The organism is Brevundimonas lutea (assembly GCF_003704105.1).
In the GTDB taxonomy this organism is placed as follows: domain Bacteria; phylum Pseudomonadota; class Alphaproteobacteria; order Caulobacterales; family Caulobacteraceae; genus Brevundimonas; species Brevundimonas lutea.
The window spans coordinates 333,196-355,764 of the sequence record NZ_QUOQ01000003.1; the positions used below are offsets into that span (position 1 = coordinate 333,196).

Genomic DNA, 22,569 nt, shown 5'->3' on the forward strand with positions numbered 1-22,569 from the left:
GGCTTAGCCCTTCAGCTTCTTCGCAACCTCGGCGGTGTGCGCGCCCTGCCAGCGGGCCCCGGCCAGTTCGTTCTCCGAAGGCTGGCGCGAGCCGTCGCCGCCGGTGATGGTGGTGGCGCCATAGGGCGAGCCGCCGCTGATCTCGTCCAGGGTCATCTGTCCCTGCCAGGCGTAGGGCAGACCCACGACCACCAGACCGTGGTGCAGCAGGGTCTGGATCAAACCGATCAGGGTGGTCTCCTGACCGCCGTGCTGGGTGGCGGTCGAGACGAAGGCCCCGCCGACCTTGCCGACCAGCGTGCCCTTGGCCCACATCGGGCCGGTCTGGTCCCAGAACTGGCGCATCTGGGCCGAAGCGGTGCCATAGCGGGTCCCGGCGCCCACGATCACGGCGTCATAGTCGGCCAAGTCCTCGATCTTGGCGATCGGCGCAGCCTGATCCAGCTTGTAGCCGCTCTTCCTGGCCAGCTCCTCGGGCACGGTCTCCTCGACACGCTTGATGTCGACGGTGACGCCCTCGACCGAGCGCGCGCCCTCGGCCACGGCCTCGGCCATCTTCTCGGTGTGGCCATAGGTGGAGTGATAGAGGACGAGGACCTTGGTCATGCGGAACGCTCCCGGCTGGATTTGAAACTGCAACAGTGGCGATATAGCCGCCGAACATCGGCCCGCAAGGGCGCGCGTCCGGGAAATCGCGAAGGATTGAGCCAGACCAACGCCTGTCGGCCGGTCCCGTTCGATCAGCCTTCCACGCGGCGGCTCGTGACGACCGTCACAATTCCGGGCTAGGTCCGTCCGGTCGCGAGTCTTCGGAGAGTTCCCATGCGCCCCTTCACCGCCCTCAGCCGCCGCGGCCTGATGCTCTCGATGGGCCTGGGAGGCGTAACCCTGGCCGCCGGCCGCCAGGCCCTGGCCCAGCCCGTTTGGGCCGAGAGCCCGTTCCAGCTCGGCGTGGCCTCCGGCGATCCCCTGCCCGACGGCTTCGTGATCTGGACCCGTCTGGCGCCCCGTCCGCTGGAGATGGGCCACGGAATGCCCTCGGCCCCGGTGCCGGTCAATTGGGAGGTCGCGGCCGACACCGGCTTCTCTGACGTCGTCGCCCGGGGCGAGGCCGTGGCCCGGCCCGAGCTGGCTCACAGCGTCCATGTCGAGGTCGAGGGCCTCCAGCCCGGCCGCGAATATTTCTACCGCTTCACCTCGGGTCGTGAACGCAGCGCCCCCGGCCGCGCCGTCACCGCCCCGGCCGCCGCCGGCGCCGTGGCCCGCGCCCGCTTCGGCGTCCTGGGCTGTCAGGCCTATGAGCAGGGCTTCTACACCGCCCACCGCCGCGCCGCCGAGGAGCGGCTCGACTTCATCTACTGCTACGGCGACTATATCTACGAGGGGCGCGGAAACCGCACCTATACCGGCTCGGGCGGCACCATCGAGAACCCGCGCCAGCACATGGGCGGCGAGGTCTACAGCCTCGACGACTACCGCCGCCGCTACGCCCAGTACAAGCTCGACACCGACCTGCAGGCCAGCCACGCCTCGACGGCCTGGTTCTGCACCTGGGACGACCACGAGATCGACAACAACTGGGTCTCGGCCCTGGATCAGGACGGCACCCCGCCCGAGGTCTTCATGCTGCGCCAGCAGGCGGCGATGCAGGCCTGGTACGAGAACATGCCGGTGCGGCGCTCGGCCTTCCCGCGCGGTGCCTCCCTTCAGCTCTATCGCCACACGACCTGGGGCGACCTGCTCGACCTCAATCTCCTCGACACCCGCCAGTATCGCTCGGACCAGCCCTGCGAGGACCGCTGGGCGACCACCTGCGAGGGGGTTCAGGCGCGCGAGGCCCAGGTGCTGGGCGAGGCTCAGGAGCAGTGGCTGTACCGCAACCTGGAGGCCGCCGACGCCCGCTGGAAGGTCTTGGCCCAGCAGATCATGGTCATGGACTTGGACCGCCGCGCGGGGCCGGAGATCGGGCACAACCTCGACACCTGGGCCGGCTACGCCATTCCGCGCCGCCGCCTGCTGGAGCGTCTGCGCGACCGGGGCATCCAGAACACCGTCGTCCTGACCGGCGATGAGCATCAGAACTACGCCGGTGAGCTCTATCTGGATGGGCGCAATCCCGAGGGGGCGCCCGTCGCCTCGGAGTTCGTGGCCACCTCGATCAGCTCCTCCGGCGACGGCCAGGACCAGCGCGCCGACGGTCGCCGCTATCTCGAGGACAACCCCTTCCTCAAGTTCAACAACGCCCAGCGCGGCTATGTCGTCTGCGACGTGACGCCCGAGGTCTGGCGCACCGAGTTCAAGGTGCTGGACAAGGTCTCGGACAAGGACGGCGCCCTGTCGACCCGCGCCACCTACGCCATCCAGTCCGGCGACGCCCGGGTCATGGCGGCCTGATGATCAGCCAAGCCGGCGCGTCATCAGGGCCTCGGCCACGGTGAAGTCGACGATGTCGTCGATGTCGATGGACCGATCCGCCGGCATGATCCAGGCGCCGGTGCGACCGAACAGGAAGCTGGAGCCGTCGGCGGGGAAGGCCGACGCCCGGAACAGATAGAGGGCGCCGTTCAGGGCCCAGGCCGAGGGGCGATCCTGACGCGGCCGCCAGTCGCCCTTGCCGCTCCACGGCTGGGGTTGATCGCCCTCGATCCGCCAGGCGGCGTCGGGATGGGTGCCGGCCTCGCAGAAGCCCGCCAGCGAATCCCATCCATTCTCGATCAGGCGCGCCGCCCCCCCCGAGATGTCCTCGCCCAGACGCAGCGGCGAGGTCGGCTGGAGGTAGGCGACCAGAGCCTCGTCAGGCAGCCGCCATTCGGCCAGGTGATGGCGCATCAGGTCGGCGGCGAGCGCTGTGTCGCCGGCCAGCGAAGACGGGCGGGGGGCCACCTCGGCGCCCTCTGCAAGGGCCACGGCGGCGATGGCCTCATCATCGGTCGACACCACGATGCGATCGACCACGCCGCTCTCGCGCGCCGCCGCGATGCTCCAGCCGATCAGGGGGCGACCGCACAGCGGCCGGATGTTCTTGCCCGGCAGGCCCTTGCTCCCGCCGCGAGCCGGGATCAGGGCGACGACCTGGCGGCCGGCGATCATGCCGAGCCGAGCGCCGAGCGGGTCGCCGCGATCACCCGCCCCTGGTCGCTGTCGCTCAGATTGGTCGAGCACGGCAGGGTGACGATGCGCGACCACAGGTCCTCGCATCGGTCCATCGTCACTCTCGGCGCGTCGGCATAGGGCGCCTGGAGGTGAACCGGCTTCCAGAAGGTGCGCGCCTCGATGCCGTCGCCGTTCAGCCGCGCCGCCAGCTCTGCGGCCGCCATCGGCGCGCCGGCGTCCAGCACCACGCCCGAGAACCAACAGTTCGATCCTGGCGTCTGCGGGAAGCCCCTGATCCCCGGCAGGTCGGCCAAGGCCTCCGCGTAGCGGGCCGCAATGCGACGCTTGGCGGCCACAAAGTCAGGCAGGCGATCCATCTGGGCGCAGCCGACCGCAGCCTGCAGATTGGTCATCCGGTAATTGAACCCGACCCGGTCGTGGCTGTAATCGGCCGAAACCCGGGCCGTTGTGGTCAGATGGCGCAACTCCCGCAGCAGATCGCCGTCGCGGCCGACGACCGCCCCACCGCCGCCAGCCGTGGCGATCTTGTTGCCGTTGAATGAGATCACCGCCAACTCGCCCAGCGCCGCGATGGGCTCGCCCCAGGCGTCCCCGCCCAGCGCGGCCGCCGCATCGACGAGCACCGGCAGGCCGAAGCGCTCGGCGAGCGCACGGAGCCGCTCTGGACGCGACGCATTGCCAAGGGTCAGCACCGGGAGCATGGCCGCCACGCGCCGCCCCGTGGCCGTGTGAATACGGTCGCCGCCGCGCCGTTCAGTCTCCCTATCAAGGGCCGCCTCGACCTGATCCAGGTCGATCACCCAGCTCTCGTCGATGTCGAACAGCCAGGGCGTCGCCCCGGCGTGACTGATGGCGTTCGCCGAGGCGATGAAGGTGAAGCTGGGGCAGATGACCAGATCGTCGCGCTCGACCCCCAGGGCCACCAGGGCGGCGTGCAGGCCGGTCGTGCCGGCCGAGGTCGCGACCGCCTCGATCCCGCCCGTGGCCTCGGCCACCTTTCGTTCGAACTCGGTCACGAACGGACCCACGGACGAAACGAAGGTCGTGTCGATACAGGCCTGAAGGTTGGCCGCCTCGGCCGCGCCGACTACAGGCACGGCCAGCGGGATGCGGCCGTTGATCATACGACGTACTTGCCCGCGTCGCGGAAATCACCGCGCTGGCGCTGCCACTCGATGGTGCGGCGCAGGCCTTCCTCAAGGTCGATCTCGGGCCGCCACTCGGGCACCAGTTCGCGAACCAGGGTGTCGTCGGCGATCAGCCGCTCCACCTCGCTGCCCGCCTTGCGCTGGCGTTGAGCCTCCGACTCGATGGCGATGTCCTTGCCTTCCAGCTGCCCGATCAGCTTGGCCAGGTCGCCGATGGAGATTTCCCGGCCCGAGCCGAAGTGAATGGTTCGCCCCGCCAGGTCCGGCCGCTTGGCCACGGCGACGAAGGCGGACACGGTGTTGTCGACATAGTTGAGGTCACGCGTCGGGCTGGTATTGCCGATCTTGACCACGTCGCCCACCAGAACCTGCTTGATGATGGTCGGGATGATCGCTCGGTCACTCTGACGCGGGCCGAAGGTGTTGAAGGGCCGAACCACCGTCACCGGCAGGCCAAACGACAGGAAATAGGATTCGGCCAACTTGTCCGATCCGATCTTCGTGGCGGCGTAGGGGGACTGTGCCTGGAGCGGATGGCTTTCCGGGATCGGGGCGATCCGGGCCGTGCCGTACACTTCGCTGGTGGAGGTCTGAAGCACCCGCGCGCCGGTGCGGCGGGCCGCGTTCAGGATGTGCTGGCTGCCTAGGATATTGGCCGTGACATAGGCGCCCGGCGCCACGTAGCTGTACGGGATGGCGATCAGGGCGGCGAGGTGGAAGATGACGTCCACGTCTTCGCAGGCCCGCTCGACGCTGCCGGCGTCTCCGATGTCGCCGTAGTAGAGTTCGACGTCGTCGCGGCGCGGCGAATGCTCCAGCCAGCCCGCCGAGTTGAGCGCGTTGTAGTGCACCATGGCGCGGACGTGGCCGGCCTCTTCGACCAGCCGCTCGGCCAGGTGGCTGCCGATGAAGCCGCCGGCGCCGGTGACCAGGACGCGCTTGTCTTTCAGGCTCATTGGGGCTCGTTCGCTCGGGAGTTGATAAGGGCGCCGGGAAATTCCGTCTGGGCGCGGCGATACTCATCCGGTCGGCCCACGTCCAGCCAGTAGGCGTTGACCGGGAAGGCCGCGATGGTCGAGCCCGCATTCAGTAGGCTCTGGATCAGATCCGGCATGTCGAAGCGCTTCTGGGACGGCACCGCCGCCTGGGCGCGCGGGCTCAGCATGTAGAAGCCCGCATTGACCAGATAGGGCATGGTCGGCTTTTCGGTGATCCGCTTGACCATCAGCCCGTCGCATTCGACTACCCCGAACGGCACCCGGTGCTCCTCGCGTCGCACGCTGATGGTGATGTCGGCGCCCTGCTCCTCGTGAAACTCCGCCAGAGGGCCGAACGGCTGGTCGGTCATGACGTCGGCATTGGTGACAATCAGGGCCCGGTCGTCCGGTTCCAGCATCGACACCGCGCCCGCCGTCCCCAGCGGTTCGCGCTCTTCCAGATAGGTCATCCGCACGCCGAATGCCGAGCCGTCGCCGTAGCGTTCCCGGATTTGATGGGACAGGAAGTGGACCGCCACGGCGATGTCGTCGACGCCTGCCTCGCGGAGGCGCTCGACCACATAGTCCATCATCGGCCGGTCTCCGACGGTCAGCAACGGCTTGGGGGTCTCGCGCGTCAGGGCGCCGAGCCGCTTGCCGAACCCTCCGGCCATGATCAGGGCCCGGGGCGTGCGACCCTCCACCATGGCCAGCCCATCCAGCGTCACCACATCCACCGGCCGACCATCATCATCGACGAGCGGAAGGTGCCGAACGCGGTGAGAAATCAGGACCTGTCTGAGCTGCGCCTTGGAGGCGTTATGGCTGGCCGTGATAGAGGCGCCGTGGTCCAGCAGCACATCGGCGACACGCGCCTCCAGCGTCTGCCGCGCGATCAGGCCACGGCGCAGATCGCCATCGGTCACGGTCGAGACCAGGCGGCCGTGGTCATCGACCAGCAGGGCCACGCCGATGGCGCTGGCATCCACGACTTTCAGTGCTTCGAGCAGACTGAGATCGCCGGTGATCAGCAGGCGTTCCAACTGTTTGAAGTGTCGCATGTCCCCACTTCCTGGCGCCCCGCCGCCCGCACCTAGCCGTTGCGCGACCGGAAGACAAATCGCGGTGTCGCGCGCCCGTGACGAGGCCCGGTCTTGACCTCAGCGGGGAAAGTCTCTTCGGAACGGTCATGGCCTCCGGCTCCTCCCCGATCTGCGTCGTCACCGGCAGCCGCGCCGACTACGGCCTGCTGGCGAGAGTGATGCGCGGCCTGGCCGCAGTCGGGCGCCTGCGCCTGCTGGTCACCGGCTCGCACCTGGATCCAGCCAATCCCACAGTGGGCGAGATCGAGGCCGACGGCTTCACCGTCGACATCCGCCTTCCGCTACCCGCGACCGGCGGGGATGACCTGGCCACGGCGCGCGCAGTAGGTGTGGGCGTCGCCGGGATCGCAGAGGCGCTGCACGACGACCGCCCCGCTGTCGTCGTCATCCTCGGCGACCGGTTCGAAGCGCTCGCGGCCGCCCAGGCGGCCTTCTTCCTCGACGTCCCGATCGCCCACATCCACGGCGGCGAGGTGACGGTCGGCTCTCTGGACGACAGCACCCGGCATGCCATTTCCAAGCTGGCGCGATGGCACTTTGTGTCAAACGCCGAAGCTCGTGACCGCCTGATCCGCATGGGGGAGGCGCCAGAGACGGTCTGGCTGACAGGTGCGCCCGGGCTGGACGATGTGGCGGCGCTGGAACCGCTGTCGGCTGAAGCCGTGGCTGGTGACCTGGGCTGGTCCGAGCCGGCGCCCTTCCTGCTGGTGACCTATCATCCGGTCACCAACGTTCCCGGCGAGACTGACGCGGGGATTGAGGCGCTGTTGGCCGTGCTCGGCGACGACGACCGTCGCATCGTCATCACCGGCTCCAACGCCGACGCCGGCGGCGACGCGCTGAACCGGCGCCTCGCAGCTTTCGCCGACACCCATCCCGATCGCGTGCGAGTCCGGCCGTCGCTAGGGCGTCATCGCTATCTGTCGGCCATGTGCCGTTGCGACGCCGTGGTCGGCAATTCGTCATCCGGCCTGATCGAGGCTCCTTTCCTGGGCAAGGCCACCATCAACATCGGATCGCGTCAGGAGGGACGACCCCAGGCCGCCTCCGTCATCAGCTGCGCGCCGACCGTGGCCGACATCGCCGCCGCTTTGGCCGACGCCCGCTCACCCACGTTCTTGGCGGCTGCCCAGAACGTTGCGTCCTTGTACGGAGACGGGCGTTCGTCCCAACGCATCGTCGATCTGCTGATCCGCCTGGCCGACGCGCCGCCGCCCGGCCCGAAACGCTTCCACGACCCCGAGCCGGAGGCCGACCATGGCCCAGTCTGACGTCTTCATCATCGCCGAGGCCGGCGTGAACCATAACGGCGACATGGACCTGGCCCGGCGACTGATCGACGTGGCGGCCGAGGCCGGCGCGGACGCCGTCAAGTTCCAGACCTTCACCAGCGCCAGCCTGATGAGCGACGCCGCTCCGATGGCGGAGTACCAGAAGGCGGGGGCCGAAGCCGACAGCGCGGTGGAGATGATCCGCGCCCTGGAGCTGGGTCACGACCAGTTCGCCGAGCTCGCGCGCCACTGCGAGCAGCGCGGCATCCTGTTCCTTTCGACCGCCTTCGATATCGACAGCGCGCGCTTCCTGCACGGCCTCGGCATGCGTCGGTTCAAGATTCCCTCCGGCGAGATCACCAACGCTCCCCTGATCCGGCGGATCGCCCGGATGGCCGATCAGGTGATCGTGTCCACCGGCATGGCCACACTGGCCGACGTCGAGGCGGCCGTCGGCTGGATCGAGGCGGAAGGGGTCGAGGACATCGTGATCCTGCATTGCGTGTCGAACTATCCCGCGCCGCCGGAGGCCGCCAATCTCCGGGCCATGGACACGTTGCGGGCGGCCTTCGGTCATCCGGTGGGATGGTCCGACCATACCCTGGGTGACGCCGTCACCCTGGCCGCCGTGGCTCGGGGCGCGACGGTGATCGAGAAGCATTTCACCCTGGACACCGCCCTGCCCGGCCCCGACCACGCCATGTCGCTGAATCCGGACGAGCTGCGGGCGATGGTGGCCCGAATCCGCGATGTGGAGGCAAGCCTCGGCTCGGGTCGCAAGGCGCCGACCGAGGCCGAGCGCGAAACTGCGGTCGTTGCACGACGCAGCCTGTTCGCGCGCGTGGCGATCGCGGCGGGCCAAACGGTGACTGAAGAGGAGTTGATCGCGCTGCGACCCGGAGACGGTCTGTCGCCAGCCCGTCTGGACGATATCGTCGGCCGTCCCGCCGCGCGCGATATCGCCGCCGGCGCCAAACTGGGCTGGAACGATCTGGCCTGAGGACTTGGGGAAGGCCCCGAGTGGCTCCGCGGGTAGGATTCGAACCTACGACCAGCCGATTAACAGTCGGCTGCTCTACCACTGAGCTACCGCGGAACAGCTGCTCGGGAGGCGGGCCTATAGCAGCGGGAACGCGGCCAAGGCAACCGCTCCGCCTCAGTCTTTTTGGCGTCGAATCCAGGTCTGCTGGATGCCCCCGCCGGGCGGGGTCCACCAAAGGCTAAGGCCCTCCGTGTCGACGCGGCTGCCCGGGGTCCCGTCGCCCTGCGGCGCCAGGGTGACTGCTGTGACGATCGGTGGTCCGTCGTCGACCTGCACGGCGATTCGTCGGCGTCCGGCGGCGGCAGCGCCCAGCGCCAGCTCATACCGGCCGGCGGCATCGACGCGGCCTGCTCGCGCGGGGCGGTCGTCGAGCACCACCGAGACCACGGACCCGGGAGCCGCGTTTCCCGAGATAATCAACTCAACGCCGTCGTGGTCCGCCGCCACAAGACCCGAAACCTCGTTCAGCGCCCGGCTGGCGCCGCCCGGAACCAGGACCGCCGCGGTACCGTCCGGCGCGATGAAGAGCCGTTCTCCGGCACGCCGAGCCGTCGGCTCGTCGAGATCCAGACGATAGAGCCGCGCAGCGGCCGGGCGAGGAATCGGCAGGGCGAACCGGCCGTCGTCATCGACTGAGATGGCCGCCGGCGCCTGGTCCTCGGCGGTCAGGACCACGCGCACGCCCGGCGGACCGAAACCAGAGATGACCAGGCTGTCTCCACGGGCCGCGACGCCCGCGACCCGTGGGGGCGTCGCCCAGGCTCCCGTCGCGGCGGCGCGCGGGTCGGTGTTCGGCGCCGCCGTCTCCTGACAGGCCCCGAGACCGAGGAACGCCAGCAGCACCGGGAGCGCATGTCCGCGCGGACGATTCAGGGCGTTGGCTCCGTCACAGGGGGCGGCTAAGGATGGTCGTCCCTTATAGCCACGCTCGCGCGGCGCGTCTGCGTCGCCGTCGAGCTCACGGACCCGATTCATGACCGACGCCACTTCCGCCGCCATCCGTTCGGTGTGCCTGTTCTGCGGCTCTTCCGACGCCGCCCGGCCCGAGTATCTGGAGGCTGCCCGCGCGTTCGGCCAGGCTCTGGCCGAGGCCGGCCTGCGGCTGGTCTATGGCGGCGGCGGCGTCGGCCTGATGGGGGCGGCCGCTCGTGCGGCGCACGGGGCCGGCGGCGAGGTCCTGGGCGTGATGCCGCAGTTCCTGCGTAGTCGCGAACGCCTGTTCGACGAGGTCGAGACCCGCGTCGTCACTTCGATGCACGAGCGCAAGCAGATGATGTACGACGAGTGCGACGCCTTCGTCGTGCTGCCGGGCGGCGTCGGCACCCTGGAAGAGGCGATCGAGGTGCTGTCGTGGAAGCGCCTGGATCTGCATCCCAAGCCGGTGATCTTCATCAACCTCGACGGCTTCTGGGAGAATTTCTACGCGCTGATGCGCCATAGCGTCGAGGAAGGCATGACGCCTGCGGCGTTTCTGGAGGCCTACGATTCGGTTGATGACGTGGCCGGCGCTCTCGCCGTCCTGTCAGGCGCTCGCGCGGTCCCGAACAGGTATGATCAGCGATAAGTGATCGTTGACAATCTATCTTGACAGTTTTCAAAGGAAACGGTCATGTCCGCTCCGTCCTTCCCGAGACCGGAGCTTTTCCATGCGTATTCTGATCGCCGCCGCCGCCCTCGCCTTGGCCGTCCCCGCCGCGGCCCAAGCGCCGAATCGCCTGACACTCGCCGACCCGGCCTCCGCTCCCTCGGGCCGCACGATCATCGACGGCGCCTCGTGGAGCTGTGACGAAAATGGACAATGCGTCGCCAACGGAGGCCGCAGCCAGCCGGCGACCCGCGCCTGCCGCCGCGTGGTGGCCAAGGTCGGCGCGGTGACCGCCTTCGCCTGGAAGGGTACCGAGCTGGACGCGGCTCAGCTGGCGGAATGCAACGCCGCCGCCTGATGGCGCTTCACGAGGCGGCTCAGGCCGCCTCGTCCCGAGCCTTCTCGAGATAGAGCTCGCGCAGCCTGAGGGCGATCGGTCCCGGCTTGCCGTCGCCTATGGTCGCGCCATCGATCGACACCACCGGTGTCACATAGGCGCTGGCCGAGGTGATGAAGGCCTCGCGCGCCTGTTTGGCCTCCTCCACCGAGAACGGCCGTTCGTCCAGCTCCAGACCCTGTTCCGCGATCAGGGTCATCACCGCCGCCCGGGTGATGCCGCGCAGGATATTGGCCTGGGTGTCGCGGGTGCGCAGCTTGCCATCCTTGTCGACGATCCAGGCATTAGTCGAGGAGCCCTCGGTGACCAGCCCCATCTCGTCGACCATCCAGGCCTCATAGGCGCCCCGCTCCTTGGCCGCCTGTTTGGCCAGCACATTGGCGAGCAAGCCCACCGACTTGATGTCGCAGCGGCCCCAGCGGATGTCGGGCTGGGTGATCACAGCCACGCCCTTGCGCGCGCCCGCCTCCATGGCGGTCCGGTTCATCGAGCGCGCCGTCACCACCACGCTGGGGGCAACGTCTCCCGACGGGAAGGGATGGTCACGCCGGGCCGTGCCGCGCGTGACCTGCAGATAGACGATGCCATTCCTGACCCGGTTGCGCCGCACCGTCTCGCGCAGCACAGCCGCCAGAGCGCCCCGTCCCATCGGATGGGCGATCTTCAGTTCGTCCAGGCTGCGGAACAGCCGGTCCATGTGGCCATCGAAATCGGCCAGGCGGCCGTCGAACACCGACCAGACCTCATAGACCCCGTCGGCGAACTGAAAGCCTCGATCCTCGACATGGATGACGGCCTCGCCATGCGGCGCATAGACCCCGTTCACATAGGCGACACGGGACATCAGTCGCTGGCCTCCGCCTCGTCATCCCCGCCGCGCGCAGGGGCGACGCCGAGAGATTTGAGCTTCCGGTGCAGGGCTGAGCGCTCCATGCCGATGAAACTGGCGGTTCGCGAGATATTGCCGCCGAAGCGCATGATCTGGGCCGTCAGATATTCGCGCTCGAACACCTCGCGCGCCTCGCGCAACGGCAGGGCGATGATCCGCTCCGCGCCCAGGGAACCGGCTGACCCCGATTGCGCCACCTCGGTCGGCAGCATCTCGGCCGTGATCGGCTCGGACGGATCGCCTGTGGCCAGGATCAGCAGGCGCTCGACGTTGTTCCTCAGCTGTCGGACGTTGCCGGGCCAGTCGTGGACCTGCAGCACGGCGATGGCGTCCTCGCCCAGCCGACGACGCGGCAAGCCTTGGGATTCCGCCAGATTGTCGATGAAATAATCGACCAGCTCGCCGATATCCTCTCGGCGCTCGGCCAGGGACGGCGCGCGGATCGGTACGACGTTCAGCCGGTGGAACAGATCCTCGCGGAACCGCCCCTCGGCGATCTCTCCCTTGAGATCGCGCGAGGTCGAGGTGACGACCCGGACATCGACCTGGACGTCGCGCTCGCCGCCCACGCGGCGGAAGCGCTGATCGACCAGAACCCGCAGGATGCGGCTCTGGCTCTCGCGCGGCATGTCGGCGACCTCGTCGAGATAGAGGGTGCCGTTATGGGCGCGCTCGAACACGCCGATCTTCGAGGGTCGTCCGCCCTCCCCCTCCTCCCCGAACAGCTCGACGTCCAGCCGTTCGGGCGTCATGCCGGCCGCGGAGATGGCCACGAATTCGCTGCGGGCGCGCGGGCTGCCGTCGTGGATCTGGCGCGCGATCAACTCCTTTCCCGAACCCGGAGGCCCGGAGATCAGCACCCGGCTATTGGCGCCGGCCACCTTGGCGATGGTGGCGCGCAGCTGCTGGGCCGCCTGGCTCTTCCCGATCAGACCGGTCGGCACGAAGGCCTTGGCGCGCAGGCGGCGGTTCTCCCGCTTCAGGCTGGCGGACTCCAGCGCCCGCTCGATCACCACCAGCAGTCGATCCGACTTGAACGGCTTCTCCAGGAAGTCATAGGCGCCGCGCTTCAGCGCCGACACCGCCGTCTCGATGTTGCCGTGACCCGAGATCATCACCACCGGCAGGTCGGCGTCCAGCTCCTTGACCAGATCCAGCAGCTCAAGCCCGTCCAGCCCTCCACCCTGCATCCAGATGTCGAGGACCAGCAGCGACGGTTTGCGGTCACGGATCGCGGCCAGTGCGGCGTTCGAGTCCGCGGCCGTGCGCACCGCATGCCCCTCGTCCTCGAGGATGCCGGACACCAGCTCGCGGATGTCCGCCTCGTCGTCCACGACCAGAATGTCGGCGCCGGTGATGCGCATGGGGCCTCCTTAGGCGACCGCCGCGCTCTGGAGCGCGGTCGAGGTTGGGGTCTGGACCAGACTGGTGGGGAACATCAGGCACATCCGCGCGCCTCGCAGCTCCACCGCGTCGCCGAGCCTCAGCTCGCCGCCGTGGTCTTCCAGGATCTTCTTTACGATGGCGAGGCCCAGGCCGGTGCCCTTCTCGCGCGTCGTCACATAAGGTTCGGTCAGGCGCTCGCGCTCGCGCGCCGGCGGCAAACCGACGCCGTCGTCCTCGATGACGAAGCTCAGGTGCTGACCATCCAGCTCCAGAGCGGCGCGGATGCCGCCGTCGGCGTGGCCATCGGCCGCGCGGCGCGCCGTCACCGCCTCACCGGCGTTCTTGAGCAAATTGGCCAAGGCCTGCCCGACCATACGCCCGTCGCAGGCCAGCATCACCTCGGGCAGCGGTTCGACCAACAAGACCTCGACGTCCGCCAGAGCCACGCGCTGAGCGAACACCGCCTCGCGCAGCAACTCGGCGGCCTTCTCCGGAGCGATGCGCGGCGCCGGCATCCGGGCGAAGGCCGAGAACTCGTCGACCATCCGGCCGATATCGCCGACCTGGCGGATGATCGTGTCGGTGCAGCGGTCGAAGGTCTCCACATCATCCCCGATCACCTGGCGGTACTTGCGCCGCAGCCGCTCCGCCGACAGCTGGATCGGCGTCAGAGGATTCTTGATCTCGTGGGCGATGCGGCGGGCCACGTCCCGCCAGGCGGCGTTTCTCTGGGCGGTGACCAGCCGGGTCATGTCGTCGAAGGTCAGCACCATCTCGCCGCCCAGGCCGCCCTCGACCCGAACGCGCAGCCGCCGCGCCTCGCCGTCACGCTCCAGATCGATCTCGCCGTCGGCATGGGCGTCGCCGCGTTCGACGAACGGAGCGAATTCCGGCGCCGCCTCGGTCAAAAGCCGCCCCAGGGTCTCGGCCTGCGCCAACCCCAGCAATGACAGAGCGCTTTCGTTGATGGCGGACACCCGCCCCTCGCGATCCAGGCCGATGACGCCCGCGCTGACACCCGACAGCACCGTCTCGATGAACCGGCTGCGCGCCTGCGCGTCGGCGCTGGCCGATACCAGAGCCGCCTGCTGGGTTTCCAGATCGCCGGTCATTCGGTTGAAGGCGCGCGACAACACCGCGATCTCCTCGGGGTCCTGGCTGGTGTCGATGCGGACCCCCAGATCGCCGCTCGCCACCTTGTCCGCCGCGCGCACCAACCGCCCAACCGGCGCCGAGATGGCGTTGGCGGCCGTCATCCCCAGCCACACCGCGCCCACGAGAACCAGGAGCGCCGTCTCGATATAGCTGAGAGCGAAAGCCGTCTGAATCTGGGTGCGGCTGCGTTCGGCCGCCTGATAGGCGACGATCGACTGCTCGGCGTCGAACATCTGGCCGATCAGTCCAGGCTGAAGCGGCCGGACCAGATAGAGATAGGCGTCGCCGAATTCGGGCAGGGGATAGAGCGCGCGGATCGTATCCGGGTTCTGCGCCACGTCCACCGGCACTTCCTCTCCCGCCGCGGCCCGAGCGAAATCCTGCGCCGGCGGGATCAGGAACGGCGGCGCGCCGGGCTGCTCGCCGCGCGCCAGCACCTCGCCATCGCCGCTCAGGATATAGAGGGCCCCGTAGTCGTAAATGCCGGCGATTTGCTGGAGATAACCGTTGAACTGGATGCGCTGCGGATAGGTCTCCCGGATCGCTTCGAGCTCACCCTGGATGAAGCGGATGTCGCGATCCATCTGCTCGCTGACGTCCCGGACGTAGGCGCGCCCGATCTCGGCGCTGTTCTCGACCGACGTCTGAACATTCTGGCTGAACCAGCCGTCCACGCCGCGATTGACCAGCACGCCGAAGGCAAGGGCGATCAGGATGGCCGGCGCCACCGCCGCCCCGCTGAACAGGGTGACGAAGCGCAGATGAAGCCTTACCCCCGCATCGGTCGTTCGGCGTCGGGCCAGCCGCAGCACCCTCAGGCCGACGATGGCGGCCAGCAATCCGATCAGCACCAGATTGGCGAGCAACACGGTCAGAATCAGCGATCCGGCGCCGGCCCGCTGGCCCTCGTCGCCGCCGGCGTTGGGCGCCACGGCGACCAGCCAGATGCCGGCAACGGTGACCAAGGCGGCGACCACATAGGCAGCGATGAACAGCGCCCGTCCGCGCTCTCCGGACACGATCGACGGAAGCGCCGACAACCGCCCGTCCCCCCGTTCCACGGCGGGGGCCTCGCTCGTCGCGGCGGGCGTGGTGCTCATGCGCCTCCAGCTATGGCGCGGGTGTGGCCCGGGTTCAACACACTTGTGGCCGAAACGTCGCGATCCGCCGCCGGACGCCAAAGGGCCGCCAGCTCGGCTTCGACCTCGTACGGCGTTTCCAGCCGGCACAGCCGCGCCTTGGCCTGACGCCGCTCCAGCGCATCGGCGGGCCACGGCGCCTGTTCGACGTACCAGCCCAGGTGCTTGCGGAACATCTTCAGCCCCAGCCGCTCGCCATAGAACTCCAGCGCCTGACGGAAGTGATCCACCACGATGGCCAGGCGTTCCTCGGCGTCCGGCTCCGGCGGCTGGGCCTCGCCTCGCAGCGCCCGTTCCAGCCGCGCCGCCAGCCACGGCCGGCCATAGACGCCCCGCCCCAGCATCAGCCCGTCCGCCCCCGACCGCCCCAGCGCCTCGCGCGCCTGATCCGGCGTGGTGATGTCGCCGTTGACGATCACCGGAATGGCCACCGCCGCCTTGACCTCGGCCACCGCGTCCCAGTCGGCGACACCGGTGTAGAACTGCTGGCGGGTGCGGCCATGCACCGTCACAGCCTTGGCGCCCAGCGCCTCGGCCCGCCGCGCCAGGTCGGCGGCGTTCCGGCTCGTGTCGTCCCAGCCCAGCCGCATCTTCACCGTCACAGGCCGGCTGGTCGCCTCGACCACCCGCCCGATGATGGCGCAGGCCAGGTCGAGGTCACGCATCAGAGCCGACCCCGAGGCCGAGCCCGTCACCTCCTTGGCCGGGCATCCGTAGTTCAGATCGATGATGTCCGCCCCGGCCTGCTCGGCGACCTTCGCCCCCTCGGCCATCTTGCCCGGATCGCGCCCGACCAGCTGGATCACCGTCAGGGGCAGGCCGTCGCCCACGGCCGCGCGCCTGACCACGTCCGGCCGCGCGCGCAACAGCTCGGCCGCCGCCACCATCTCGGTCGCCACATAGGGCGCGCCCAGGCGCGAGGCGACGCGGCGGAACGGCAGGTCGGTGACGCCAGTCATGGGCGCCATCAGCACGCGCCCCGGCACCCGCACATCGCCTATGGTCAGGCCGTGATCCATCCCGCCCTCGTCAAGCTCAAGTCTGGCATCTAGAAGGCGGACCATGGAATTCTCGGCGATCGTGGCGGCGGCGGGCTCTGGCAGCCGGTCCGGCGGGCCAAAACAGTGGCGTGATCTCGGCGGTCGACCGGTGCTGGCCTGGTCGGTCGGCGCCCTGCTGGACGCTGGCGCCGCCGAGGTGGTGGTCGTCGTTCCGCCCGGCGAGGTCAAGCGCGCGGAACAAGCTCTGGCCGACCTCTCGGGCTGGACCGCCGTCGAGGGCGGGGCCGACCGCGCCGCCTCGGTGCGCGCCGGAATGGCCGCCCTGACCCGTCACGACCTGCCCCTGCTGGTCCACGACGCCGCACGACCTCTGCTCGACCGCCCGGTGATCGAGCGGCTGTTGGAAGCCTTGGCTGACAATGACGCCGCTCTACCCGCCCTGCCCGTGCCCGACACCCTGAAGCGCGCCGAGGGCGCCCGCGTCGTCTCGACCGAATCTCGCGAGGCCTTACACCGCGCCCAGACGCCCCAGGCTTTCCGACCCGGCGCCCTGCAATCGGCCTACGCGCTTTGGGAGGCTGTCGAACCGCCGACAGACGAGGCCCGCGTCGCAGAGGTGGCCGGCCTGTCGGTCGCCCTGGTGCCCGGCGATCCCCGCCTGATGAAGCTCACCTACCCCGAGGATTTCGCCGTGGCCGAGGCCCTGATCGCCCCTTCATCACGCCGCCGCACCCGGATCGGCCAAGGCTACGACGTCCATGCCTTCGGGCCCGGCGATACGGTCTGGCTGTGCGGTGTCGCCATCCCCCATACCCAGACCCTGGTCGGCCACTCGGACGCCGACGCCGGCCTGCACGCCCTGACCGACGCCCTGCTGGGCGCTCTGGGCGAAGGCGATATCGGCGACCACTTCCCGCCCTCCGACCCTCAGTGGAAGGGCGCGGCCTCGGATCGTTTCCTGCTTCACGCCGTCGAGATGCTGCGCGCGCGCGGCGGCGAGATCGTCAACGCCGACGTCACCCTGATCTGCGAGCGCCCCAAGGTCGGCCCGCACCGCCTGGCCATGCGCCAACGACTGGCCGCGCTGCTCGGCGCGCCCCTGGACGCCGTCAGCGTCAAGGCCACCACCTCCGAACGTCTCGGCTTCACCGGCCGCGAGGAAGGCCTGGCGGCGATGGCCGTGGTGTCGATCGAGATCTAACGCTCAGCGCAACTCGACGCCTGGCCACTGGCGTTCGAACCGGCCCAGCTGGGCCGGCGCCAGTCGGACCTCCAGATGGGTCCGGCCCTCCGCATCAGTGTCCCGGAAGGTGACGCGGCCGTGCTGATAAAGCCAGGCCAGGGCCTCGCCCTGGTCCGGGGCCAGGGTCAGGCGCGACTCGGGTTCGTCGTCGATCTGGGCGGCGATCATCTCGCGCAGCCGCTCGATCCCCTCGCCGGTCCAGGCCGAAACAGCCACGGCCTGACCCAGACGCTCGGCGCGGGCCGCGGCCTCATCGAGCATCTCGCGATCTTCGCCCGACATCAGATCGATCTTGTTCCAGACCTCCAGCACCCGCCGGACCTTGCCCTCGGGCGTTTCGATCCGATCCAGCACCGCCTCGACGTCCGCCGCCTGAGCCGCCGAGTCGGAACTGGCGATGTCGCGGACGTGCAGGATGAGATCGGCCTCCCCGACCTCCTCCAGCGTCGCGCGAAAGGCTGCCACCAGCTGGTGCGGCAGATCGGAGATGAAGCCCACGGTGTCGGCCACGATCGCCGGCCGGCCTTGCGGCAGGCGGATAGTGCGCTGGGTCGTGTCCAGGGTGGCGAACAGCAGGTCCTTGGCCAGCACCTCCGACCCCGTCAGCCGATTGAACAGGGTCGACTTACCGGCGTTGGTGTAGCCGACCAGCGCCACCGCCGGATAGGGCGCGCGCTTTCGGGCCTTCCTGTGCAGGGCGCGGGTGCGGCGCACCTCCTCCAGCTCGGCCTTCAGCGTGTCGATGCGGTTGGCGATCTGGCGCCGGTCCAGCTCGATCTGGGTTTCGCCAGGTCCGCCAGTCGAGCCGGTGCCGCCCCGCTGACGCTCCAGGTGGGTCCAGGTCCGCACAAGCCTCGAGCGTTCGTATTCCAGCCGCGCCAGTTCGACTTGCAGCCGGCCCTCTCGGGTCCGCGCCCGTCGACCGAAGATTTCCAGGATCAGGCCAGACCGGTCGATGACCTTGGTCTCCCAGGCCTTCTCCAGATTGCGCTGCTGAATGGGCGTGATGTCATCATCGACGATGACCACATCGGCCTCGGCGGCCCGCACCAGAGCGGCCAGTTCGTCGACCTTGCCGCGCCCGAACAGGGTGGCGGGCGTCACCGAACGCAGCCGGGCCACCTCGGCCCCGCGAATGTCCAGGTCCAGGGCGGCGGCCAGCCCGACGGCCTCCTCCAGCCGCTCCTCGGGCAGACGCGACGAGGCGCTACGCCCGGCGGGGTGGACGACGAGGGCCCGCTGGACCGGCGGACGATGATCAATGGATTTGGAACTCACGGCGCCAATGTAGGAAGCGGCGCCGTGTTCGTCATCCCTTCGGCCGGAGTCAGCCTTCGTCCTCGGCGTCCGGCTCGTACAGCTGCACCGGCGCGGAGGGCATGATGGTCGAAATGGCGTGCTTGTAGACCAGCTGGCTCTGGCCGTCGCGACGCAGCAACACACAGAAGTTGTCGAACCAGGTCACGATACCCTGCAGCTTCACGCCGTTGACGAGGAAGATGGTCAGGGGCGTCTTTGTCTTGCGGACCGTGTTCAGGAAGGTGTCCTGAAGGTTCTGACGTTTGTCTTGCGACATGGCAGGTTCATCCTGTCTTGGTTGTTGTCCGCGAGGGAGCGCGGCGGCGGCGCCACCCTAACGGCATCCGCAGGCTGTGCAATGCGCCGGGGCGAGATGTCGCGTCAGACCGTCTCGCCGCGCAGCCGACCCGCGATCCGCTCGCGGCCGATCAGGGGAACCAGCGACGCCATGTCCGGCCCGTGCGGCTGGCCGGTCAGGATCAGTCTGAGCGGCATGAACAGCGCCTTGCCCTTGGCCCCCGTCCGCTCCTTGACGGCGGCGGTCCACACCGACCAGGCGTCGGCGCCCAAGGTCTCGGGCAACACTTCCAGGGCGGCCTCGGCGAAGGCCTTGTCCTCGATCACGGGCATGATCGGCCCCTGGACGATCCGGGCCATCTCCTCGACGTCGCCGAAAAGCTCCAGATTCGGCCGCACCACATCCCAGAACGCCTCTCCCAGGTCGCAGCCCAGGGCGGCGAGACGCGGCTTGGCGGCGTTGTAGTCCATAGCGTGCAGCGCCTGGGCGTTCAGCCGCTTCAGGTCGGCCTCGTCATAGCGGGCGGGCGAACGCCCCATCTTGGAAAAGGCGAAGCCCTGACCCAAAGCCTCGATCGACTCCGCGACCTCCAGCGGGTCGGAGGTGCCGATGCGGCCCAGGTGGCTGGTGATGGCGATCGGTTCGACGCCCTCTTCCCGAAGCTGAGCGATGGACAGCGACCCCAAGCGCTTGGACAGCGCATCCCCATTGGCGTCGACCAGCAGCGGCATGTGAGCGAACGACGGGACGGGCCCACCCAGCGCCTCGAAAATCTCGATCTGGGCGCCGGTGTTGGTGACGTGGTCCTCGCCGCGGATCACGTGGGTGACGCCCATGTCGATGTCGTCCACCACCGAAGGCAGGGTGTAGAGATAGAGCCCGTCCTCGCGGATCAGCACCGGATCGGACATGGAGGCGGTGTCCACCTCGGCATGGCCCCGCGCCAGGTCTTCCCAGGCCACCCGGCGGCCATCCAGCTTGAAGCGCCAGTGCGGGCGACGACCCTCGGCCTCCAGCTTGGCCTTGTCGTCTTCGGTCAGGCTCAGGGCGGCGCGGTCATAGATGGGCGGCAGGCCGCGTGACAGCTGCACCTTGCGGCGGCGATCCAGCTCATCGCCGGTTTCATAACAGGGATACAGCCGCCCGGCCGCCTTCAGCCGATCGGCGGTGGCATGGTAGGCGTCGAACCGCTTTGACTGATTGTGGCGCTCGTCCCACTCCAGGCCGAGCCAGCGCAGATCATCCTCGATCCCCTGCTCGAACTCGGGAGTCGAGCGGGCCAGGTCGGTGTCGTCGATGCGCAGCACGAACTGCCCGCCCTGTCCCCCAATCCTCGCATTCTGGGCGAACAGCCAGTTGACCAGGGCGGTGCGCACGTTGCCGACGTGCAGGCGTCCGGTGGGCGATGGGGCGAAGCGGACCTTGACGGACATGCGGACAACCTTGGAGACGCGAGGGCCGCTAGGTCGTCCCACGTCCCCGTGAAGTCAAGCGCGGCCTAGGTGACGCCGTCGATCCGCCATCCGACCGGCCCAGAGTAATCTGAGGACCGCCCGACGCGTACCTGGGACGCAACCAAGGACCGGGCGGAGTCACCCTCCACGCTCAGGGGGTCCTATCATCACGTCGTAGGTCAGTCCCCAGCGAACATTCGCGCTAGGCCGATGCGATAGGCGTCGGTGGCGTTGGCGGCGTGGGTTGCGCCCTCGATCCGTACTCCGTGCAGGGCCCAGGGACGGTCGTCGCGCGCCTCCCAGGCGGCCAGCCACTCAGCGGCCTCGACTTGCAGGTCGGCGCGATCTCGGGTTCCACTGGTGAGGACCAGGGTCAGGTCGTCCCGATCCGTCGCCGCTGGGGCCTCCAGCAGGGATTCCAGACCCGGCGTCATGGACGGATTGCTGGCGATCCGGCCCCAGAACACGTCCGGCGCATGAATCGCCGACCACAGCACGAAGGCGCCGCCGCGCGACTGGCCAAACAGGATGCGGCGCTGCGGATCGGAGCGATACCGCGCCTCGACCCCGGGGATCAGTTCGGTCTCAAGGAATTTCTGGAACGCCGCCGCCCCGGCCCGATCGACGCCCTCTCCAGGGGTCTGGAAGTCGATGTTGCGCAGGTTAATCGCGGGATCGAACCCGCCATAGGCCACCCCGACGACAATCGCCTCCGGCAGGCCGTCGTCATAGGTCAGGAACAGATGGTTGGTGGCCAACACGGGGAACAGGCTGTCGCCGTCCGTCAGATAGACGGTGGGATACCGCGCGCCCGAGCGCTCGTAGCCGTCCGGCAGCCGGACATAGATGTCGAAGCCTCGGCCAAGGTCTTCCGCCTCAATCCGGAACACGCCCCCACGCAGCGACGCGGGCGTCTCCATCATGGGGCGCGCCGATACGGCCGGATCGCTGCCGCGGACCGCGCTTGCGCAGCCGACCGTCGCCAGACATCCCATGATCAGGGCTGCGAGGCGGGCCGGCATTGACGGTCAGTCGTCGCGGTGGACGCGCTCGCGGCGCTCGTGACGCTCCTGAGCCTCGACCGACAGGGTCGCGGTCGGCCGGGCCTCGAGACGACCCAGGCTGATCGGCTCGCCCGTGTCCTCGCAATAGCCGTACGACCCGTCCTCGATCCGACGCAGCGCGTCGTCGATCTTGGAGATCAGCTTGCGCTGTCGGTCCCGGGTTCGCAGCTCCAGCGCCCGATCGGATTCCGACGAAGCGCGGTCCACCAGATCCGGGTGGTTCTCGGTCTCGGCCTGGAGATTGACGACAGTGCCGCGCGACTCGCGCAGGATGTCGTCCTTCCAGTCCAGCAGCTTCTGTTTGAAATAGGCCAATTGCCGGTCACTCATGAACGGCTCGCCGTCGTGGGGCCGATAGGCCTCCTCGATGGACATGACAGACGCCATTGCATTCAACATGCGACGCTACCCCACTGACGCCCCCTCTGGCGTGAGAGGGCGTTTACCTATCGCGACGAGTCGCCGCAACCGCTTCGCGAAGCCGTGATCGCCGAGAGCGCGAACCGTGGTCCCGGCGCCTCACTGACCGGCGTTAACCTGTCCGGGCCAGCTCAGGAACTCGCCGACGTTGAGCACGACGACACAGCGGTAGTTGCCGTCGCCGTCGGTCGAGCAGTGATCGACGCCGGACGGATCGCGCTCGAGCTTCTGTGTGAAGCGCCATGATCGGCCCTGATCTTCCAGTCGGCTGTCGATCGCCTCGCTCCACGCCGCCAGACCTTCATAGAAACGCCGCGCCGGATCGTCGGTGCAGGTAAAGCGCAGCCAGTCCGCGCCGGGCTCGCGGTCATAGGTCCCCGCGCCCGCCGCCTGGGCGACGCAGTCGGCGTAGAACCTGGCCTGGGCCGGCGGCGGCTCGCCGGGCGCCGAAACAACTGTGGGAGGACCCAGCGGCGTGTCGGGTCCGCTGGCGCAGGCTCCCGCCGCCAGAGCCGCCAAAAGCATTCCGAACTGCGCGCGCATGTCACCCCTCCCAACGCCCATGGACGCTCTCACGGAACGCC

General features: G+C 68.9%; 22 protein-coding genes and 1 tRNA gene. 6 read left to right on the forward strand and 17 right to left on the reverse strand.

Annotated elements, in window-relative coordinates; translation table 11 throughout:
• Window positions 1-3: 3 nt before the first annotated feature.
• Complete coding sequence (wrbA, locus tag EES48_RS05605) at window positions 4-606, reverse strand: NAD(P)H:quinone oxidoreductase (protein ID WP_122465399.1); 603 nt, start codon at window positions 604-606, stop codon at window positions 4-6.
• A 216-nt stretch (window positions 607-822) separates the two neighbouring features.
• On the opposite strand from wrbA, the gene EES48_RS05610 reads away from it, so the two are divergent.
• Window positions 823-2,394 (forward strand): alkaline phosphatase D family protein, encoded by a 1,572-nt coding sequence (locus tag EES48_RS05610; RefSeq protein ID WP_420807942.1) that lies wholly within the window; start codon window positions 823-825, stop codon window positions 2,392-2,394.
• Between the two features lie 3 nt (window positions 2,395-2,397).
• On the opposite strand, the gene EES48_RS05615 is transcribed toward EES48_RS05610, so the two are convergent.
• Genes EES48_RS05615 through EES48_RS05630 form a run of 4 tightly spaced genes read right to left on the reverse strand, consistent with a single transcriptional unit; the run spans window position 2,398 to window position 6,300 of the window.
• Window positions 2,398-3,090, reverse strand: a complete 693-nt coding sequence (locus EES48_RS05615; protein ID WP_122465400.1) for an acylneuraminate cytidylyltransferase family protein — start codon at window positions 3,088-3,090, stop codon at window positions 2,398-2,400.
• The gene (locus tag EES48_RS05620; protein WP_122465401.1) at window positions 3,087-4,238 is read right to left on the reverse strand and encodes an aminotransferase class I/II-fold pyridoxal phosphate-dependent enzyme; all 1,152 of its coding nucleotides are present in this window, start codon (window positions 4,236-4,238) and stop codon (window positions 3,087-3,089) included. The genes EES48_RS05615 and EES48_RS05620 overlap by 4 nt, the downstream gene beginning before the upstream one ends.
• Window positions 4,235-5,218 carry a GDP-mannose 4,6-dehydratase gene (locus EES48_RS05625; RefSeq protein WP_122465402.1) on the reverse strand — a complete coding sequence of 328 codons (984 nt, stop codon included), beginning with the start codon at window positions 5,216-5,218 and terminating at the stop codon, window positions 4,235-4,237. Before EES48_RS05625 ends, EES48_RS05620 begins: the two co-directional genes overlap by 4 nt.
• A complete protein-coding gene (locus EES48_RS05630) occupies window positions 5,215-6,300 on the reverse strand; it encodes a nucleotidyltransferase family protein (RefSeq protein WP_122465403.1) in 1,086 nt (361 codons plus the stop codon). The genes EES48_RS05625 and EES48_RS05630 overlap by 4 nt, the downstream gene beginning before the upstream one ends.
• 128 nt (window positions 6,301-6,428) lie before the next feature.
• Here EES48_RS05630 and neuC point away from each other — a divergent pair, with 128 nt between their 5' ends.
• Both neuC and neuB read left to right on the forward strand, forming a co-directional pair.
• Complete coding sequence (neuC, locus tag EES48_RS05635) at window positions 6,429-7,613, forward strand: UDP-N-acetylglucosamine 2-epimerase (RefSeq protein WP_122465404.1); 1,185 nt, start codon at window positions 6,429-6,431, stop codon at window positions 7,611-7,613.
• A complete protein-coding gene (neuB, locus tag EES48_RS05640; RefSeq protein WP_122465405.1) occupies window positions 7,600-8,613 on the forward strand; it encodes an N-acetylneuraminate synthase in 1,014 nt (337 codons plus the stop codon). Before neuC ends, neuB begins: the two co-directional genes overlap by 14 nt.
• A gap of 21 nt (window positions 8,614-8,634) precedes the next feature.
• Here neuB and EES48_RS05645 read toward each other — a convergent pair.
• Window positions 8,635-8,709: transfer RNA gene (locus EES48_RS05645), tRNA-Asn, on the reverse strand.
• Window positions 8,710-8,769: 60 nt separating this feature from the next.
• Window positions 8,770-9,498, reverse strand: coding sequence for a hypothetical protein (locus EES48_RS05650; RefSeq protein ID WP_162998038.1), 729 nt, complete (start codon window positions 9,496-9,498; stop codon window positions 8,770-8,772).
• A 130-nt stretch (window positions 9,499-9,628) separates the two neighbouring features.
• Here EES48_RS05650 and EES48_RS05655 point away from each other — a divergent pair, with 130 nt between their 5' ends.
• Together EES48_RS05655 and EES48_RS05660 are read left to right on the forward strand one after the other, a co-directional pair.
• Entirely contained in the window at window positions 9,629-10,219 is a 591-nt protein-coding gene (locus tag EES48_RS05655) for an LOG family protein (protein WP_122465407.1), read from the forward strand.
• 82 nt (window positions 10,220-10,301) lie between these two features.
• Entirely contained in the window at window positions 10,302-10,598 is a 297-nt protein-coding gene (locus EES48_RS05660) for a CC_3452 family protein (protein WP_122465408.1), read from the forward strand.
• A 19-nt stretch (window positions 10,599-10,617) separates the two neighbouring features.
• On the opposite strand, the gene dat is transcribed toward EES48_RS05660, so the two are convergent.
• Genes dat through dusB form a run of 4 tightly spaced genes read right to left on the reverse strand, consistent with a single transcriptional unit; the run spans window position 10,618 to window position 16,225 of the window.
• Window positions 10,618-11,481, reverse strand: a complete 864-nt coding sequence (gene dat, locus EES48_RS05665; protein WP_122465409.1) for a D-amino-acid transaminase — start codon at window positions 11,479-11,481, stop codon at window positions 10,618-10,620.
• Window positions 11,481-12,890: a nitrogen assimilation response regulator NtrX gene (gene ntrX, locus EES48_RS05670; protein ID WP_122465410.1), complete on the reverse strand. Its 1,410-nt coding sequence runs from the start codon at window positions 12,888-12,890 to the stop codon at window positions 11,481-11,483. The genes dat and ntrX overlap by 1 nt, the downstream gene beginning before the upstream one ends.
• 9 nt (window positions 12,891-12,899) lie before the next feature.
• Window positions 12,900-15,167, reverse strand: a complete 2,268-nt coding sequence (locus tag EES48_RS05675) for a sensor histidine kinase NtrY-like (RefSeq protein ID WP_122465411.1) — start codon at window positions 15,165-15,167, stop codon at window positions 12,900-12,902.
• Entirely contained in the window at window positions 15,164-16,225 is a 1,062-nt protein-coding gene (gene dusB, locus EES48_RS05680; protein ID WP_122465412.1) for a tRNA dihydrouridine synthase DusB, read from the reverse strand. Before dusB ends, EES48_RS05675 begins: the two co-directional genes overlap by 4 nt.
• 43 nt (window positions 16,226-16,268) lie before the next feature.
• Here dusB and EES48_RS05685 point away from each other — a divergent pair, with 43 nt between their 5' ends.
• The gene (locus tag EES48_RS05685; RefSeq protein ID WP_122465413.1) at window positions 16,269-17,408 is read left to right on the forward strand and encodes a bifunctional 2-C-methyl-D-erythritol 4-phosphate cytidylyltransferase/2-C-methyl-D-erythritol 2,4-cyclodiphosphate synthase; all 1,140 of its coding nucleotides are present in this window, start codon (window positions 16,269-16,271) and stop codon (window positions 17,406-17,408) included.
• A 3-nt stretch (window positions 17,409-17,411) separates the two neighbouring features.
• On the opposite strand, the gene hflX is transcribed toward EES48_RS05685, so the two are convergent.
• The 6 genes from hflX to EES48_RS05715 all read right to left on the reverse strand — a co-directional run bounded on the left by hflX (window position 17,412) and on the right by EES48_RS05715 (window position 22,528).
• Window positions 17,412-18,728 carry a GTPase HflX gene (gene hflX, locus EES48_RS05690; protein WP_122465414.1) on the reverse strand — a complete coding sequence of 439 codons (1,317 nt, stop codon included), beginning with the start codon at window positions 18,726-18,728 and terminating at the stop codon, window positions 17,412-17,414.
• A gap of 49 nt (window positions 18,729-18,777) precedes the next feature.
• Window positions 18,778-19,026, reverse strand: a complete 249-nt coding sequence (hfq, locus tag EES48_RS05695) for an RNA chaperone Hfq (RefSeq protein WP_122465415.1) — start codon at window positions 19,024-19,026, stop codon at window positions 18,778-18,780.
• Between the two features lie 104 nt (window positions 19,027-19,130).
• Entirely contained in the window at window positions 19,131-20,480 is a 1,350-nt protein-coding gene (gene gltX, locus EES48_RS05700) for a glutamate--tRNA ligase (RefSeq protein WP_122465416.1), read from the reverse strand.
• A gap of 200 nt (window positions 20,481-20,680) precedes the next feature.
• Entirely contained in the window at window positions 20,681-21,424 is a 744-nt protein-coding gene (locus EES48_RS05705; protein ID WP_205679370.1) for an alpha/beta hydrolase, read from the reverse strand.
• Window positions 21,425-21,529: 105 nt separating this feature from the next.
• On the reverse strand, window positions 21,530-21,952 hold the full coding sequence (gene dksA / locus EES48_RS05710; RefSeq protein WP_122465418.1) for an RNA polymerase-binding protein DksA: 423 nt from the start codon (window positions 21,950-21,952) through the stop codon (window positions 21,530-21,532).
• Window positions 21,953-22,084: 132 nt separating this feature from the next.
• Window positions 22,085-22,528, reverse strand: a complete 444-nt coding sequence (locus EES48_RS05715) for a hypothetical protein (RefSeq protein ID WP_122465419.1) — start codon at window positions 22,526-22,528, stop codon at window positions 22,085-22,087.
• Window positions 22,529-22,569 lie beyond the last annotated feature (41 nt).

Excerpts from the sequence above, each read along its gene's own strand:
- ntrX (WP_122465410.1), bottom strand. The coding sequence starts at position 12,890 with ATGCGCATCACCGGCGCCGACATTCTGGTCGTGGACGACGAGGCGGAC.
- dksA (WP_122465418.1), bottom strand. The coding sequence starts at position 21,952 with ATGGCGTCTGTCATGTCCATCGAGGAGGCCTATCGGCCCCACGACGGC.
- EES48_RS05610 (WP_420807942.1), top strand. The coding sequence starts at position 823 with ATGCGCCCCTTCACCGCCCTCAGCCGCCGCGGCCTGATGCTCTCGATG.
- gltX (WP_122465416.1), bottom strand. The coding sequence starts at position 20,480 with ATGTCCGTCAAGGTCCGCTTCGCCCCATCGCCCACCGGACGCCTGCAC.
- EES48_RS05625 (WP_122465402.1), bottom strand. The coding sequence starts at position 5,218 with ATGAGCCTGAAAGACAAGCGCGTCCTGGTCACCGGCGCCGGCGGCTTC.
- hfq (WP_122465415.1), bottom strand. The coding sequence starts at position 19,026 with ATGTCGCAAGACAAACGTCAGAACCTTCAGGACACCTTCCTGAACACG.
- EES48_RS05630 (WP_122465403.1), bottom strand. The coding sequence starts at position 6,300 with ATGCGACACTTCAAACAGTTGGAACGCCTGCTGATCACCGGCGATCTC.
- EES48_RS05615 (WP_122465400.1), bottom strand. The coding sequence starts at position 3,090 with ATGATCGCCGGCCGCCAGGTCGTCGCCCTGATCCCGGCTCGCGGCGGG.
- EES48_RS05685 (WP_122465413.1), top strand. The coding sequence starts at position 16,269 with ATGGAATTCTCGGCGATCGTGGCGGCGGCGGGCTCTGGCAGCCGGTCC.
- EES48_RS05655 (WP_122465407.1), top strand. The coding sequence starts at position 9,629 with ATGACCGACGCCACTTCCGCCGCCATCCGTTCGGTGTGCCTGTTCTGC.
- neuC (WP_122465404.1), top strand. The coding sequence starts at position 6,429 with ATGGCCTCCGGCTCCTCCCCGATCTGCGTCGTCACCGGCAGCCGCGCC.
- EES48_RS05675 (WP_122465411.1), bottom strand. The coding sequence starts at position 15,167 with ATGAGCACCACGCCCGCCGCGACGAGCGAGGCCCCCGCCGTGGAACGG.
- neuB (WP_122465405.1), top strand. The coding sequence starts at position 7,600 with ATGGCCCAGTCTGACGTCTTCATCATCGCCGAGGCCGGCGTGAACCAT.
- dusB (WP_122465412.1), bottom strand. The coding sequence starts at position 16,225 with ATGGATCACGGCCTGACCATAGGCGATGTGCGGGTGCCGGGGCGCGTG.
- EES48_RS05705 (WP_205679370.1), bottom strand. The coding sequence starts at position 21,424 with ATGATGGAGACGCCCGCGTCGCTGCGTGGGGGCGTGTTCCGGATTGAG.
- EES48_RS05660 (WP_122465408.1), top strand. The coding sequence starts at position 10,302 with ATGCGTATTCTGATCGCCGCCGCCGCCCTCGCCTTGGCCGTCCCCGCC.
- wrbA (WP_122465399.1), bottom strand. The coding sequence starts at position 606 with ATGACCAAGGTCCTCGTCCTCTATCACTCCACCTATGGCCACACCGAG.
- EES48_RS05715 (WP_122465419.1), bottom strand. The coding sequence starts at position 22,528 with ATGCGCGCGCAGTTCGGAATGCTTTTGGCGGCTCTGGCGGCGGGAGCC.
- EES48_RS05620 (WP_122465401.1), bottom strand. The coding sequence starts at position 4,238 with ATGATCAACGGCCGCATCCCGCTGGCCGTGCCTGTAGTCGGCGCGGCC.
- dat (WP_122465409.1), bottom strand. The coding sequence starts at position 11,481 with ATGTCCCGTGTCGCCTATGTGAACGGGGTCTATGCGCCGCATGGCGAG.